General features: G+C 69.2%; 16 protein-coding genes. 4 read left to right on the top strand and 12 right to left on the bottom strand.

Annotated features, from left to right (window positions below):
* Positions 1-87 precede the first annotated feature (87 nt).
* Genes IP78_RS05835 through guaB form a run of 6 tightly spaced genes read right to left on the bottom strand, consistent with a single transcriptional unit; the run spans position 88 to position 5,771 of the window.
* The gene (locus tag IP78_RS05835) at positions 88-420 is read right to left on the bottom strand and encodes a hypothetical protein (protein ID WP_054110766.1); all 333 of its coding nucleotides are present in this window, start codon (positions 418-420) and stop codon (positions 88-90) included.
* 4 nt (positions 421-424) lie between these two features.
* Positions 425-1,987: a glutamine-hydrolyzing GMP synthase gene (gene guaA, locus IP78_RS05830; RefSeq protein WP_054110765.1), complete on the bottom strand. Its 1,563-nt coding sequence runs from the start codon at positions 1,985-1,987 to the stop codon at positions 425-427.
* Positions 1,984-2,655, bottom strand: coding sequence for a 5'-methylthioadenosine/S-adenosylhomocysteine nucleosidase (locus tag IP78_RS05825; RefSeq protein ID WP_054110764.1), 672 nt, complete (start codon positions 2,653-2,655; stop codon positions 1,984-1,986). The genes guaA and IP78_RS05825 overlap by 4 nt, the downstream gene beginning before the upstream one ends.
* Positions 2,652-3,881 (bottom strand): RsmB/NOP family class I SAM-dependent RNA methyltransferase, encoded by a 1,230-nt coding sequence (locus IP78_RS05820; RefSeq protein ID WP_054110763.1) that lies wholly within the window; start codon positions 3,879-3,881, stop codon positions 2,652-2,654. The genes IP78_RS05825 and IP78_RS05820 overlap by 4 nt, the downstream gene beginning before the upstream one ends.
* 10 nt (positions 3,882-3,891) lie before the next feature.
* Complete coding sequence (locus IP78_RS05815; RefSeq protein ID WP_054110800.1) at positions 3,892-4,308, bottom strand: MAPEG family protein; 417 nt, start codon at positions 4,306-4,308, stop codon at positions 3,892-3,894.
* A 5-nt stretch (positions 4,309-4,313) separates the two neighbouring features.
* Positions 4,314-5,771 carry an IMP dehydrogenase gene (guaB, locus tag IP78_RS05810; protein WP_054110762.1) on the bottom strand — a complete coding sequence of 486 codons (1,458 nt, stop codon included), beginning with the start codon at positions 5,769-5,771 and terminating at the stop codon, positions 4,314-4,316.
* 146 nt (positions 5,772-5,917) lie between these two features.
* On the opposite strand from guaB, the gene IP78_RS05805 reads away from it, so the two are divergent.
* Positions 5,918-6,451, top strand: a complete 534-nt coding sequence (locus IP78_RS05805) for a DUF2061 domain-containing protein (RefSeq protein ID WP_054110761.1) — start codon at positions 5,918-5,920, stop codon at positions 6,449-6,451.
* 312 nt (positions 6,452-6,763) lie between these two features.
* Here IP78_RS05805 and IP78_RS05800 read toward each other — a convergent pair whose 3' ends face one another.
* Genes IP78_RS05800 through IP78_RS05785 form a run of 4 tightly spaced genes read right to left on the bottom strand, consistent with a single transcriptional unit; the run spans position 6,764 to position 9,206 of the window.
* Positions 6,764-7,822, bottom strand: a complete 1,059-nt coding sequence (locus tag IP78_RS05800; protein ID WP_054110760.1) for a DUF2332 domain-containing protein — start codon at positions 7,820-7,822, stop codon at positions 6,764-6,766.
* Positions 7,819-8,223, bottom strand: coding sequence for a PIN domain-containing protein (locus IP78_RS05795; RefSeq protein WP_054110759.1), 405 nt, complete (start codon positions 8,221-8,223; stop codon positions 7,819-7,821). The genes IP78_RS05800 and IP78_RS05795 overlap by 4 nt, the downstream gene beginning before the upstream one ends.
* Positions 8,220-8,465 carry an AbrB/MazE/SpoVT family DNA-binding domain-containing protein gene (locus tag IP78_RS05790; protein WP_082384875.1) on the bottom strand — a complete coding sequence of 82 codons (246 nt, stop codon included), beginning with the start codon at positions 8,463-8,465 and terminating at the stop codon, positions 8,220-8,222. Before IP78_RS05790 ends, IP78_RS05795 begins: the two co-directional genes overlap by 4 nt.
* A gap of 33 nt (positions 8,466-8,498) precedes the next feature.
* Positions 8,499-9,206, bottom strand: coding sequence for an RlmE family RNA methyltransferase (locus IP78_RS05785; protein WP_054110757.1), 708 nt, complete (start codon positions 9,204-9,206; stop codon positions 8,499-8,501).
* 177 nt (positions 9,207-9,383) lie between these two features.
* Here IP78_RS05785 and IP78_RS05780 point away from each other — a divergent pair, with 177 nt between their 5' ends.
* Positions 9,384-9,845 carry a peptidylprolyl isomerase gene (locus IP78_RS05780; protein WP_054110756.1) on the top strand — a complete coding sequence of 154 codons (462 nt, stop codon included), beginning with the start codon at positions 9,384-9,386 and terminating at the stop codon, positions 9,843-9,845.
* A gap of 42 nt (positions 9,846-9,887) precedes the next feature.
* On the opposite strand, the gene IP78_RS05775 is transcribed toward IP78_RS05780, so the two are convergent.
* Entirely contained in the window at positions 9,888-10,469 is a 582-nt protein-coding gene (locus IP78_RS05775; protein ID WP_156320304.1) for a hypothetical protein, read from the bottom strand.
* Positions 10,427-11,392 (bottom strand): M20/M25/M40 family metallo-hydrolase, encoded by a 966-nt coding sequence (locus tag IP78_RS05770; protein ID WP_054110754.1) that lies wholly within the window; start codon positions 11,390-11,392, stop codon positions 10,427-10,429. Before IP78_RS05770 ends, IP78_RS05775 begins: the two co-directional genes overlap by 43 nt.
* Positions 11,393-11,654: 262 nt before the next feature.
* On the opposite strand from IP78_RS05770, the gene ligA reads away from it, so the two are divergent.
* Both ligA and IP78_RS15635 read left to right on the top strand, forming a co-directional pair.
* Positions 11,655-13,970 (top strand): NAD-dependent DNA ligase LigA, encoded by a 2,316-nt coding sequence (gene ligA / locus IP78_RS05765; protein WP_054110753.1) that lies wholly within the window; start codon positions 11,655-11,657, stop codon positions 13,968-13,970.
* Positions 13,949-14,162: hypothetical protein (locus tag IP78_RS15635; protein WP_231680934.1), on the top strand; the 214-nt coding region annotated here is incomplete at its 3' end. The genes ligA and IP78_RS15635, both read left to right, overlap by 22 nt.

Here is a 14,162-nt window from a genome sequence, read left to right as displayed (position 1 = left end):
ACATTTGTAGCGGATTACGGCGGCATTGGGGCGGCCGGATGAAGCCTTGGACAGGGTTGCGCTGAACCGTCTGGCTGAACCGCCGGCTCAGACCGGCCAGACCGACGCGATGGCGGTGCCATGGAACGCCGCGATCAGCAGGTTGCTGACCACCACCGGATTGCGAACCGACCCCACGGTCAACGGCGTCGTCAGCTTGTAGACGACCTGCACCGCCAGAAGGGCGACAGCCATCTCGGGCCGATCGACGACCAGCAGCGCCACCGACCCGACAAGGATCGCCAGATAGACCGACAGCAGGATTCCCCGCGCCGGCGTCGGCTGACCATAGGCCGCCGCCGTCCATTTCGCAGAGGTCAGAAGCCCGAAACAGACCGGAACCAGAACAGCGACGTTCAAAAGCAGCGCCGCCGTGATCATGGCCTCATTCCCACTCGATGGTACCCGGCGGCTTGGACGTCACGTCGTAGACCACGCGGTTGACGCCCCGCACCTCATTGACGATGCGCGTCGCGGTGCGGCCCAGCACGTCCCAGGGAAACTCGAAGAAGTCCGCCGTCATGCCGTCGGTCGAGGTCACGGCCCTGAGCGCCAGCACCTTCTCGTATGTGCGCGCATCGCCCATGACGCCCACCGTCTTCACCGGCAGCAGCACCGCGAACGCCTGCCAGATCTGGTCGTACAGCCCGGCCTTCCTGATCTCGTCCAGATAGATGGCGTCCGCCTCCTGGAGCGTCGCCACCGCGTCCGGCGTGATCTCGCCCGGGATGCGGATGGCCAGCCCCGGCCCCGGGAAGGGATGGCGCCCCACGAAGGCGTCGGTCAGGCCCAGCTCGCGGCCTAGCGCCCGCACCTCGTCCTTGAACAGCTCCCGAAGCGGCTCGACCAGCTTCAGCTTCATATAGTCCGGCAGGCCGCCGACGTTGTGGTGGCTCTTGATGACGTGGGCCTTGCCGCTGGAGGACGACACGCTCTCGATCACGTCGGGATAGAGGGTGCCCTGGGCCAGGAACTCGGCACCCTCTATCTTGGCGGCCTCGCGGTCGAACACCTCGATGAAAACCCGGCCGATGGTCTTCCTCTTGGTCTCCGGGTCCGACTGGCCGGCCAGGGCCCCGAGGAACTCCTTCGACGCATCAACGTGAATGAGCGGGATGTTGTAGTGCTCGCGGAACAGGGTCGTGACCTGCTTGGCCTCGTCCTTTCTGAGCAGGCCGGTGTCGACGAACACGCAGGTCAGCTGATCCCCGATCGCCTCATGGATCAGCACCGCCGCGACCGATGAATCCACCCCGCCCGACAGGCCGCAGATGACCTTGGCCGAGCCGACCTGTTCGCGGATCTGGGCGATCTTTTCGTCGCGATAGGCGGCCATCGTCCAGTCGCCCTTCAGCCCGGCGATTCCGTGGGTGAAGTTCCTCAGCATCTGGTGGCCGCGCGGCGTGTGCATCACCTCCGGATGGAACTGCACGCCATAGAAGCGGCGGCTCTCGTCGGCGATCACGGCATAGGGTGACCCGGCCGAGGACGCGACCACCTCGAAGCCCTCGGGGATGGCGACGATCTTGTCGCCATGGCTCATCCAGACGGTCTCATCCTCGCCGACCGGGGCCAGACCCTCCAGCAGCGGCGAGGCCTTCTCGACCGTGATCTCGGCCCGACCGAACTCGCGGGTATGGCCGCCCTCGACCTTGCCGCCGAGCTGTTCGCACATCGTCATCTCGCCGTAGCAGATGCCCAGCACCGGCACGCCGGCCTCGAACACGGCCTGGGGCGCGCGGGGGCTGCCCTCCTCGTGCACGCTCTCGGGCCCGCCCGACAGGATGATGGCGCGTGGGTTCATGGCGGCAAGAGCGGCCTCGGCCTTGGCGTAGGGATGGATCTCGCAATAGACGCTGGCTTCCCTCAGCCGCCGCGCGATCAGCTGGGTCACCTGGCTGCCGAAGTCGACGATGAGGACTTTCTCGTGGTCGGTCGGTGCGGTCATCGGGCGGTTTCCAGGGCGCGGGCGGGAGAGAGGGCGTCCAGGCCGCGCGCGTCCAGCACGGCCTTCAGTCTGTCGAGAGCGACGGCGAGGTTCTCGTCGACGTGGTGCAGGGTCGAGGTCCAGTCCTCCAGCGCCTTCAGCTCGGCGCGCCCGTCCGACACGCCGCGGAGCGCGATCAGGGGCACGTCGAACGTCATGGCGGCGCGGACCAGGGCCCAGGTCTCCATGTCGACCATGTCGGCGTCGATGGCGGCATAGGCGGGGCCGGAGACCACATCGGCCCCGGTCGACAGGGTCGCGGTCGGCACGCCGGGGATGGGCGTCGGCAGGGGCAGGACCGCGGGCAGGTCCGACAGCGGCGTTACCCCCTTCGCGAACCCCAGCGGGCTGGCGTCCATGTCGCGATAGGCGACGGACAGGGCCTGATAGACGGCCGCGTGTTCAAGCGTCGGTGACCCGCAGGACCCGAGCGACACGACCAGATCGGGCAGGCGCCCGGCCCCTCCAAGCTCGGCGAGGACGCGGGTCAGGGCGACCGCCGCCTCGACCGGGCCGATGCCAGTCATCAGAGGCGCGATCCGCGCGCTCAGATGCCCGCCGTATTCGGCAGGCGCGGCCATGACCGGAAGCACCGCGACCCCGCCCCAATGCTCCACGCGAAACCTCATGCGCCACGCTCATAGACGGCGGCGAAGAAGCCGTCGGTGTTCGTCGAGGCGGGCGACAGGCGCACGCGCGGTCCGATCGCAGCAAACGCCGGATGCCCCGCCTCGAAGGCGTCGGCGCTGGCCTCGTTCTCGGCGGTCAGCATCGAACAGGTAACATAGACCAGCCGCCCGCCTGGCTTCACCAGCCGCGCCGCCCGGCCCAGGATCGCGACCTGCAGCCCGTGCAGCCGCGCCACCTCGTCCTCGGTCAGCCGCCAGGCGTCTTCTGGCCGACGCCGCCAGGTTCCCGAGCCCGAGCACGGCGCATCGACGAACACCACGTCCGCCTGACCGACCAGATCGTCCATCCCCTCGCCGTTATGGCCCAGAAGCCGCAGCTCGGCCTCCACCCCCGCTCGCGCCAGCCGGGGCCGGATGTTGTCCAGCCGCTTCTGCACCACGTCGCAGGCAATCAGCTGGCCCCGGCCTTCCATCTGCGCGGCCAGGCCGAGCGTCTTGCCCCCGCCGCCGGCGCAATAGTCGACCACTGTCATCCCCGGCCTGGCTTCGGCGAGCGCGCAGACGATCTGGCTGCCCTCGTCCTGGATCTCCACCCGGCCCGCCTTGAAGGCCTCCAGCGCCTGGACGTTGGGCGGTGGCTCGGCCGCAAGTCTCAGCCCCACCGGCGAGCGCGGCGTCCGCTCGGGCGCCAGCCCTGCCTCGCGCAGCTCTGCCTCCACCGCCTCGACCGTCGCCTTGGCCACATTGACCCGCAGGTCGATCGGCGCGCGCGGCTGCATCAGGGCCGCGGCCTCCTCCGCCCAGCGATCCCCGGAAGTCTTCTGGAAGTCCGCCACGACGAACTCCGGCAGGCCCGCGGCGACCCAGCCCGGAAGCTCGCCTTCGCCCGCCGAAATCCGCGCCCGCTCCTGCTTGGACAAGGGACGCGGCCCATAGCCGTCGCCGGAATGGAGCGCCTCGATCTCCTCCAGCGGCAGGCCGTCGATCAGGCTGAGCGAGCCGATCACCAGCGCCCGCCCGTCTTCGCGCCCGCCCATGGCCCAGGCCAGTCGCCCGCGCGCACGCAGCACCTTGTAAACTCGGTCCGCGATGGCCCGCCGGTCCTTCGACCCCGCGTATCGGTTGGACTGTCCCCAGGCCTTCAGCACCACTTCCGCCGGCGCGCGGCTGTGCGCGATGGAGTCGAGAACCGAAGCGGCGGCGGCGAGACGGGCGGCGGGGGTCACTCTAACGGCGTCAGGTCAGGATGGCGGCGAAAATGGCGATCAGCCCGCCCATGGCGATCAGCCAAACGATCGATCGCACGAACGGGATGCCCAGGGCATAGATGGGAATGTAGATCAGCCGCGCCCAGAAGAAGGCCTGTGTTCCCCAGAAGGTCAGCGGCCCCTCCTCCCCCGTCACATGGGCGATCAGCACCGCGCCGATGAACAGGGGCAGGGTCTCCCACATATTGGCCTGGGCCCGCTCCAGCCGCTGGGTGATGATGCCCGGTCGCGCTGGCTGGCCGTCCCGGGGTCCCGCGTTCCAGCCGATGCCGTTGGCCATCGTCCGCCCGGCGGCGGGCAGGAAAACGTGCACGAACGCCAGGATCAGCGTGGCCGTCAGCATGGTCAGTTCGGGCGTGGTCGCGAGGACCCAGGCGTCGCTCATGGTCGTCATCCCTGCCGGTAGTTGGGGGCTTCCCGCGTGATCATGACATCGTGGACGTGGCTCTCGCGCAGGCCTGCGCCGGTGATCCGCACGAACCGCGCCTTGGCCTGCAGCTCGGCGATCGTGGCCGCGCCGACGTATCCCATCGCCGCTCGCAGACCCCCGACCATCTGGTGCAGCACAGGCGCGATCGGACCCTTGTAGGGCGTCTGCCCCTCGATGCCTTCGGGCACCAGCTTCTGGGTCTCGACCTCCTTCTGGAAGTATCGATCCGCGCTGCCCGCGCCCATCGCGCCCACCGAGCCCATGCCGCGATAGCTCTTGTAGGATCGGCCCTGGTACAGGAACACCTCGCCGGGTGACTCATCCGTGCCGGCGAACATCGACCCCATCATGGCCACCGACGCGCCCGCCGCCAGCGCCTTGGCCAGGTCGCCCGAATACTTGATGCCCCCGTCGGCGATGACCGGAGCACCGGACTCCTTCGCCGCCCGCGCCGCCTCCATGACAGCCGTCAGCTGGGGCACGCCCACGCCCGCGACGATGCGTGTGGTGCAGATGCTTCCCGGCCCGATCCCGACCTTCACCGCGTCCGCGCCTGCGTCGATCAGGGCGCGCGCCGCGTCATAGGTGGCGATGTTGCCGGCGATGATTTGCAGACGGTTGTTCTCGCGCTTGATGCGCTCCACCACCCGCGCCACGTGGGCGGAGTGGCCGTGGGCGGTGTCGATCACCACCACGTCGGCCCCGGCGTCAGCCAGGGCCATCGCCCGCTCATAGCCGCTGTCGCCGACCGTAGAGGCCGCGCCGACCAGCAGCCGCCCCTGCTCGTCCTTGGCGGCGTTGGGGAAGGCCTGGGCCTTCTCGATGTCCTTCATGGTGATCAGGCCGACCGCGCGCTGATCCTCGTCGACGACGATGACCCGCTCGATCTTGCGAGTTTTCAGCAGCTCGCGCGCCGCCTCCTTGCCTGCGCCTTCGCGCAGGGTGGCCAGATCGCCGGTGGTCATCAGCTCGGCGGCCTTGCGGTTCGGATCGCTCTCGAAACGCATGTCGCGGTTGGTCAGCATGCCGACCAGACGGCCGGTCGCCTGATCCACGACCGGGAAGCCGGTGATCTTCTTGCGCGCCACGATTTCGCGCACCTCGCCCAGCGTGGTCTCGGGGTGAACCGTAACCGGGTTCACCACCATGCCGCTCTCATAGCGTTTGACCGAGCGCACCTGCTCGGCCTGTTCCTCGACCGTCAGATTGCGGTGGATGACCCCCAGACCGCCCGCCTGGGCCATGGCGATGGCCAGTCTGGCCTCGGTCACCGTGTCCATGGCGGACGACAGCAGGGGGATGTTGAGCCGGATGTCGCGGGTCAGCCGGGTCGAGACATCCGCGTCTGCGGGCATGATCTCGGACGGGCCGGGTTCAAGCAAAACATCGTCGAAGGTGAGCCCTTCGCGAATCTCCATGGGAGTCTCCGTTTTGCGGGCCGCCTATCGTCTTTCGCGGGTGCGAAGTCAACCGCGCGGCGGGTCATCGGCCCCTCCGCGACATGGAGCCACGTTTTTTCAGCGACGGTTGAACTTTTCAGCCTCAGCTAACATTTTGTGCGGCGATGGTCGTCACCCTCGCTCGATCCGTGCAGAGCCTCGCGCTCAAGATCGCCTCCTACGGCGTGATGCACCTGATCGTGGCCATGCTGGTGGCCTGGGCCATCACCCAGGACTGGCGGATGGCGCTGGCCATCGGCTTCGTCGAGCCCTTTTTCCAGACCATTGCCTACTCGTTCCACGACCGCGTCTGGCACCGCATCGAGCAGCGCCGTCGCCGCAGCGGCATGGAGGAAACCGCCGAGGCCTTCACCGCCCGTCTCGACGTCATGAACGCCGAGGAACAGGCGCGCGCCCACGGCCACCACGGCCACACCCACGCCCTGCCGTCGTTCGGGAAGATCGCGGTCAAGACCGTGACCTACGGCGTGATGCACCTGATCGTCGCTGTGGCGGTGGCGTTCGCCATCACCCAGGACATCCGTCAGGCGCTCGCCATCGGCATCATCGAGCCCCTGGTCCAGATGGTCTTCTTCGCCATCCACGACCGCGTCTGGACGGCCCGCGAGGCCAAGCGCGCGGCGACGCAGACGGCCTGAGGCGTTCCGTTCCGGGAGATGCGTGCACGCAGACGGCGCAAGGGTTCATCACGGAGAGCACGAAGCGTTCACAAAGGACACGAAGGGACCGAGCAGGACCAACCGGCATCGACTGCTTCTTTTCAGATGCCCGAGGCTCGAGATGGACGCTTCGCGTCGATCAAGACGAGGCGGCGGAGCCGCAACTCGCAACCCTCGATTCGTCCGGTGACCTGTCGTCGCCATGACCGTCCGCTCGGTCCCTCCGTGTCCTTTGTGAACGCTTCGTGCTCTCCGTGATGAACCTTGCGCTGCCCACAGCGCCCGCTGCCCTCAGACGACCCACTCGAACCAGCTGCCATGCGGATGCCCGCGCGCCAGCATGACGCCGTTCTCGCCCGGCCATGCCCTGAGGCGCAGCACCGGCTGGCGCTCGAACCCCGACTGCTCCGCCTCGAACGTCAGCCACGCGACCGGCGCGCTTTCCGTCGCCCGCGCCCCCGCCGCCTCGATCCGCGCCCGCACCCGCGTCTGAACCTCGGGTGGAAAGTACTGGAACGCGATGGTGTGCATCACGACCCGGCACACGCCCGGCTCGGGCTCGACCGCCAGCCGGCGCTCCAGCCAGTCCGCAGCGTCGCCGCGCTCCATGTCCACCGGCATTCCCGCCGCGATGTCCAGCGCCGCCTCCAGCCGCTCCAGCCGCTCTCTCTGGTCCGCCCACACATAGGCCGCCAGCCGCTCGCGCGTCCCTGGATCGCCCGGGTCCAGCGGATTGAGATCCACCCCCGCCCGCCGCGCCACCCGCACCTCGGCCGACGGCGGCGACGCCCCCCGCCACTCCGGCGCGATCCGCACCGCCGAGCCTGGATCGCCCGCCTCGACCTCCCCCAGCCGAAACCCATACCGATCCAGCCGCGTGTTCAGTCCCGCGCTCGCGCCCAGCTCATGCAGCGCGAACGGCAACCCGAACCGTTCCGCCAGCACCAGCAGCCCGGCCATCAACCCAGCCGACCGCCCCACCTCATTGGTCTGCGGCGGCCCGTCCAGCCACCGATCCAACTGCGCGGCGTGAGAGACCAGCGATCCCGCCACGATCTCCCAGAACACGTCATCGTCGCCCGGCGCCGCGTTCGGCGGATAGACCGCCGCCAGCCCCGGATCGCTCCCCGCCCGCGCCAGCCCATGCAGCCCGCCCGCCAGCCTCAGCGCCAGGGCATCGCCCTCGTGCGAAGGATTGCCCGCCCAATCCAGCACGCGCCGTCCGATCTCGCCCGACCGATCCAGCCGCTCTCCGATCAGACCACAGACCCTTCCCGTGAACGGCGCCCCCGACGCCGCGCAGATCGCCGCCTGCTTGGCGAAGGCCGCACGGACCTCGGCCTCGCTCATGCCGCCGCGAAGGGATTGCGCACGGTCAGCCCGCCGAACCTCTGCCCGTCCGTCAAATCCTCGGTCCAAAGCGTGTCGCACCCGGCTTCCAGCGCGCAGGCGATGATCGTGGCGTCGTAGATGTGGATGTCGTTCCTGACGGCCAGGGCGACCGCATGTTCATGGGCAGCCACCGAAACCGGCACGACAGCGACTCCCATCGTCCGCAGCAATCCCTTGATGGCGATTATCTCGTCCCAGGACATCCGGAGCTTCCGGCGTGCGACAGATACAAATTCGTTCAGCGTCTGCACACTGACAACCAGATCGTTGCGAGCCAGGATCCCCCGAGCAATCGCGCGCTTATCGCCTTCGTCTTCAATGGCGTAGATCACGACGTTAGTGTCGAGAAACTCCGTCAAGCCTTGCCGCCACGACTGTTCGCCTCTTCCCGGTCGAACTTGTAGTCCGCCGGGATTTTGATTCGAAACTTATCGAGCGCTTCGAGGGCCTCCTGACGACGACGATCAGGCGTGATCGTCAGACCGCCCTGGCCATCCGCGCGGACGACGACTTCATCCCCCTCTTTCAGCCCGGCTTCCAGCAGGGCTGCCTTGGGAATACGCACGCCTGCGCTGTTTCCCCATCTCGCCAAACGTCCCATCAGAACCTCCGGATATACATCACTCGACGTATATCATTTCCGCCCCAGCGCGACCAGATAGACCTCCGACGACCCCTTCCGGCTCGCGGCGGGCTTGACGTATTTCACGTCCTCGAAGGCCGCGCGCAGGTCGTTCAGCACCTCTCCGGCCGCCCCGCCCTGGAAGTTCTTCGTCACGAAATGACCGCCCGGCTTCAGCGTCCGGATGGCGAAGTCGGCCGCGATCTCGATCAGGGCGATGATCTTCAGGTGGTCAGTCTGCCGATGCCCCACCGTGTTGTGGGCCATGTCCGACAGCACCAGGTCCGGCGCCCCGCCCAGCTCGGCGATCAGCTGGGCGTCCACGCCCGGCTCGGTGAAGTCGGCCTGGATCAGGGTCGATCCGGGAATGGGTTCGATCGGCAGCAGGTCCACCCCCACCACCGCCGCCGCGCCCCGGTTGACGCAGACCTGCACCCATCCGCCGGGCGCCGCGCCCAGGTCGATCACCCGCGACCCGCGCTTGATCAGGTGGAACCGATCGTCGATCTCGGTCAGCTTGAAGGCCGCGCGGCTGCGCCAGCCCTCGGCGCGCGCCTTTTCCGACCAGGGATCGGCCAGCTGGCGCTTGATCCACTGCTGGCTCGACATGGTCTTGTTGTCGGCGGTCTTGATCTTCTGGCCCGTGCCGCGCCCGGCCGCCGTCCCGCCCGAAGGCGGGCGCACCATGCGGCGGCGTTCGGGCGGCTTTTCGTCTTCCATGTTCAACTTCCGCTCATCCCGGCGAAAGCCGGGACCCAGTCCTTTGGGCGATGACCATCGCCGGGTTCGCTCGACGGCCAATCCCGACCGCACTGCCCAGCAAAAGCACTGGGTCCCGGCTTTCGCCGGGATGAGCGGGATAGTAAGGACCCCGCACATCCGATCAAGGAGCGCCCGATGGCCGACACCCTCACCTTCACTCTCGACACCGGCGATGGCCAGGGCGGCGACGTCGTCATCAAGTTGCGCCCTGACCTGGCCCCGGGCCACGTCGCCCGCATCACCGAGCTGGCCACGGAAGGCTTCTACGACGGCGTGGTCTTCCACCGCGTCATCCCCGGCTTCATGGCACAGGGCGGCGACCCGACCGGCACCGGCACCTCGGGCTCCAAGAAGCCCAACCTGAAGCAGGAGTTCTCGTCCGAGCCTCACGTGCGCGGCGTCTGCTCCATGGCCCGCACCAACGACCCGAACAGCGCCAACAGCCAGTTCTTCATCTGCTTCGACGACGCCACCTTCCTGGACCGCCAATACACCGTCTGGGGCCAGGTCATCGAAGGCATGGAACACGTCGACGCCCTGCCCAAGGGCGAGCCGCCCCGCAATCCGGGCAAGATCGTCAAGGCGACGGTCAACTGATCGACCATCAAGAGGCGGCCTTCGCGGGCCGCCTCTTTCGTTTCAGCCCCCGCCCATCGACCAGGCGAACTTGACCCCGCCATAGGTGCGCCCGCCGACCGTCACAGCGCCCTCCATCGCCGGGTCCTCGGCCGTGCCCAGGTTGCGCCGCGCCAGCGCCAGCGTCCCGCCGTCCAGCCGCGCATCCAGCGTCACCCGCCCCAGCGCCTCGCTCGTCCCGGAAAACCGCACCCGGCTGTCGGAAACCTCATACCGCTCCGGGAGCACGCGCTCACCGCCCGCGAACTCCAGCATGACCGGCGCGAACTCGCTGTTCCGCGTTCCCTTCTCCCAGGCCTCGAAGTCCGCCGGCTGGCCGATGAAGACCAGCAGCAGCCGCCCCTCGCCCTCCCCGGTCTCGGCGACCGGCGTATAGAACCCCGACAGGTCTTCGCTCTGGGAATGACGGAACGCCCCGTCCGCCGTTGGTGCTTCTGCGCGCTCGCCCGTCTCGGCCCGTTCTGCCGCGGGCGGCTCGAACAGATCGCACCCAGCCAGCACGACCGCCGCTGCCCCCAACACGAGCCCCGCCGCCCGCCGCATCAGCGGCTCATGCCTCGATCCAGCGCCTGGAACGACCGCCACGACAGCTCCGTCGCCGCCGCGAACACCGCCGGGTTCACCTTGTCGAAGTCGTCCGTCGGCCGGTGATAATCCGGGTGATAGTCCACTCCCAGATACAGGAACGGCAGCCCGGCCCGATAGAAGGCCGCGTGGTCCGACGCCTCGACCCAGTTGTCGGCCCCGGTGTCCTGCGGCGTGTCCTTGCCGAACGCCAGTGACACCCCGCCCTCGGTCCCCACGCCCTCCAGCAGCGGCCGCAGCGTCGGGTTCTGATACGTCCCCGTGACCCACAGCTTCATGTCGGTCTCGGCCCGCGCCGTCATGTCGAAGTTGAGGTTCAGCGCGATGGAGCTCAGCGGCACCGGCGGCGCCTCCACGAAGTGCCGTGCGCCGAGCAAGCCCCGCTCCTCCCCGTCCAGGAAGGCGAAGATCACGCTGTGCTCGGGCTGCGCCGCCTTCAGCCGGGCCGCGATCTCCAGAGCCGTCGCCACGCCCGAGGCATTGTCGTCGGCCCCGTTGTGGATCTGCCCGTCCGCGATGCCGACGTGGTCATAATGGGCGGTGATGACGATGTAGCGATCGGTCGCCCGCGTTCCCGGGATCACCGCCAGCACATTCACGCCATTGAACGTCCGCGGCCCCTCGCGCGTGCGGCCCTGCATCTCCCACGGCTGCAGCCTGCCCATGGGCGGGGCCGCGACCCCCAGCGCCTCCAGCCGCGACACGATATAGGCCCGCGCCCGCTCCCCGCCCGGCGCGCCAGTGTCCCGCCCCTCCATGTCGTCGGCCGACAGGATGCGCAGGTCCGCGATCAGCTGGGCATAGTCGGCGCTCGCGGCCGGCGCTGCGGTCTCCGGCGCGGGCGTCGCCGTCTCCATGCCGGCGCAGGCGGCGAGCGCGGTCAGGGCGGCGCCGACGAACAGGGCGCGAAGCGTGCGGGACATGGAGCCTCCTTGGACAAGCCGCGCTTCACGCCAGCGCGGACTGAGATTTTCAAACCCATTTCCTCGTCATGGCCGGGCCTGTCCCGGCCACCCATAGACACAATCGGGGGGCGGAGGCGAGATCGACGTCTATGGGTCGCCGGGACAAGCCCGGCGGTGACGAGTCATGAGGATGATCTAGCGCGAGCTTGGCCGGCTCGTCCGCTAAATTCGCCGTCATGCACGGATGGCTCGCGCCGCCGCCGATGCTAAACCCGCCCCCATGTCCGAGCCCGCCGTCGACACCCTGACCGAAGCCGAAGCCGCCACCGAGCTGGCCCGCCTCGCCGCCGAGATTGCGCGCCACGACGCCCTCTACGCCGAGGCCGCGCCGGAAATCTCCGACGCCGACTACGACGCGCTGCGCGCCCGCAACGCCGCTATCGAGGCGCGCTTCCCCGCCCTGGTGCGCCCCGATTCGCCCTCGCTCAAGGTCGGCGCCCCCGTCTCCAGCCAGTTCGCCGAGGTGCGTCACGGCGTGCCCATGCTGTCGCTGGACAACGCCTTCGACGAGGCCGACGTCGCCGATTTCGAGGCCCGCATCCGCCGCTTCCTCAAGCTGCCCGCCGACGAACCCCTCGCCTTCGTCGCCGAGCCCAAGATCGACGGCCTGTCCGCCAATATCCGCTACGAGGACGGCGTGCTGGTCCAGGGCGCCACGCGCGGCGACGGTCGCGCGGGCGAGGACATCACCGCCAATCTCAAGACCATCGCAGACATCCCCCACCGCCTGTCCGGCTCCGGCTGGCCCGCCCGCATCGAGATCCGGGGCGAGGTCTACGCCCCCAACGACGCCTTCGCCGCGTTCAACACGGAAGCCGAGGCGGCCGGCCGCCGCACCTACGCCAATCCCCGGAACTTCGCCGCCGGGTCGCTGCGCCAGATCGACCCGACCGTCACCGCCGCCCGCCCCTTGCGCTTCTTCGCCTACGCCTGGGGCGAAACCTCGGAGCCCTTCGCGGACACGCAAGCCCAGGCGCTCGCCGCCTTCGAGCGCTGGGGCTTCCCGGTCAATCCGCGCTCCAAACGGGTCGAGGACGCCTCAGGCCTACTCGCCATCTACCGTGATCTGGAGACCCATCGCGCCAGCCTCGGCTACGACATCGACGGCGTCGTCTACAAGGTCGACCGCCTGGACTGGCAGGAGCGTCTGGGCTTCGTCTCCCGCAGCCCCCGCTGGGCCATCGCCCACAAGTTCCCTGCCCAGCAGGCCGCGACGGTTCTGGAAGGCATCGATATCCAGGTCGGCCGCACAGGCTCCCTGACCCCCGTCGCGCGCCTCGCCCCCGTCACCGTCGGCGGCGTCGTCGTCAGGAACGCCACCCTGCACAACGAGGACGAGATCGAGCGCAAGGACGTGCGCATCGGCGACACCGTGGTCCTGCAGCGCGCTGGCGACGTCATCCCCCAGATCGTCTCGGTCGTGCCGGACAAGCGCCCGGCCGACGCCGTCCCCTACCTCTTCCCCACCCACTGCCCCGTCTGCGGCTCCGAGGCCGTCCGCCCCGACGGCGAGGTGCGCCGCCGCTGCACCGGCGGCCTGGTCTGCGCCGCCCAGCTGGTCGAGCGCCTGAAACACTTCGTCGGCCGCCGCGCATTCGACATCGAGGGCCTCGGCGAAAAACAGCTGATCGCCTTCTCCGAACGCGGCTGGATCAAGGAACCCGCCGACATCTTCCGCCTCGCCCGCGACGAGGAAAGGCTTGCCGAACTCCGGGCCGAGGACGGCTACGGCGAGACCAGCGTGAGGAACCTCATCGCCGGCATCGACGCCCGACGCACCATCGCGCTGGAGCGCCTCATCTTCGGCCTCGGCATCCGCGAGATCGGCGAACAGACCTCACTCCTGCTCGCCCGCCACTTCGGCAGCTGGAGCGCCTTCCACGCCGCCGGCCTCGCCGCCGCCGAGGGCATCCCCTCCCCCGAATGGACCCGCCTGGCCGAAGGCCACGGCGTCTCCCCCCGCACCCTGTCCGTCCTCGCCTCCGCCACGCTCGACCCGACCGACCCCTGGCGCGAGGCCCCCGTGGACCAGAAGCTGGCGCTCGCCTTCCCCGGCATCGCCGCCCCCGCCCGTCGCGCGCTCGCCCCGCTCGCCCCCGACTGGCCCGCCATCGTCGAGCTGTCCCGCATCGCCCGCGAGGACGGCCCCTCCGAGACCCTGGGCGAGATCGCCGGCATCTCCGGCGTCGGCCCCGTCGCCGCCAGCGCCGTTGCCGAGTTCTTCCACGAGCCTCACAACCGCACCGTCGTCGACGCCCTGGTCGCCGAGCTGACGCACGTCGAGGACGCCGAACGCCCCAAGACCGACACCGCCGTCGCCGGCAAGACCGTCGTCTTCACCGGCAGCCTGGAGCGCTTCACCCGCGACGAGGCCAAGGCCCGCGCCGAAAGCCTGGGCGCCAAGGTCTCCGGTTCGGTGTCCAGGAAGACCGACTACCTCGTCGCCGGCCCCGGCGCCGGCTCCAAGCTCGCCGACGCCCAGAAGCACGGCGTCACCGTCCTCACCGAGGACGAATGGCTGGCGTTGATTGGCTGATTGGCTGGCCGCGCTCGGGCAAGGGCCGGGTCGAGCACCAACCCAGCCGCAATCTGGCTTTCGTCATTCCGGGCGGCGGGAGCGAAGCGACCAGAGACCCGGAACAAGGCGGCGCCGGAGCGAAGCGGAGGCGAAATGCGTCCGCCGACTGTGCGCGTGACAGCTTCGCGCTCTCGCGCGCCGCCCTGTTCC

This window comes from Brevundimonas sp. AAP58 (genome assembly GCF_001295975.1).
GTDB lineage: Bacteria > Pseudomonadota > Alphaproteobacteria > Caulobacterales > Caulobacteraceae > Brevundimonas.
Note: the sequence above shows the minus strand (reverse complement) of the source record. Positions and strands in the feature narration are given on the sequence as shown.

What these genes read in the sequence shown, in the direction of transcription:
- IP78_RS05780 (WP_054110756.1), top strand. Translation starts at nt 9,384, where the DNA reads ATGGCCGACACCCTCACCTTCACTCTCGACACCGGCGATGGCCAGGGC.
- guaA (WP_054110765.1), bottom strand. Translation starts at nt 1,987, where the DNA reads ATGACCGCACCGACCGACCACGAGAAAGTCCTCATCGTCGACTTCGGC.
- IP78_RS05805 (WP_054110761.1), top strand. Translation starts at nt 5,918, where the DNA reads ATGGTCGTCACCCTCGCTCGATCCGTGCAGAGCCTCGCGCTCAAGATC.
- IP78_RS05770 (WP_054110754.1), bottom strand. Translation starts at nt 11,392, where the DNA reads ATGTCCCGCACGCTTCGCGCCCTGTTCGTCGGCGCCGCCCTGACCGCG.
- IP78_RS05815 (WP_054110800.1), bottom strand. Translation starts at nt 4,308, where the DNA reads ATGAGCGACGCCTGGGTCCTCGCGACCACGCCCGAACTGACCATGCTG.
- IP78_RS05790 (WP_082384875.1), bottom strand. Translation starts at nt 8,465, where the DNA reads ATGGGACGTTTGGCGAGATGGGGAAACAGCGCAGGCGTGCGTATTCCC.
- IP78_RS05835 (WP_054110766.1), bottom strand. Translation starts at nt 420, where the DNA reads ATGATCACGGCGGCGCTGCTTTTGAACGTCGCTGTTCTGGTTCCGGTC.
- ligA (WP_054110753.1), top strand. Translation starts at nt 11,655, where the DNA reads ATGTCCGAGCCCGCCGTCGACACCCTGACCGAAGCCGAAGCCGCCACC.
- guaB (WP_054110762.1), bottom strand. Translation starts at nt 5,771, where the DNA reads ATGGAGATTCGCGAAGGGCTCACCTTCGACGATGTTTTGCTTGAACCC.
- IP78_RS05800 (WP_054110760.1), bottom strand. Translation starts at nt 7,822, where the DNA reads ATGAGCGAGGCCGAGGTCCGTGCGGCCTTCGCCAAGCAGGCGGCGATC.
- IP78_RS05825 (WP_054110764.1), bottom strand. Translation starts at nt 2,655, where the DNA reads ATGAGGTTTCGCGTGGAGCATTGGGGCGGGGTCGCGGTGCTTCCGGTC.
- IP78_RS05785 (WP_054110757.1), bottom strand. Translation starts at nt 9,206, where the DNA reads ATGGAAGACGAAAAGCCGCCCGAACGCCGCCGCATGGTGCGCCCGCCT.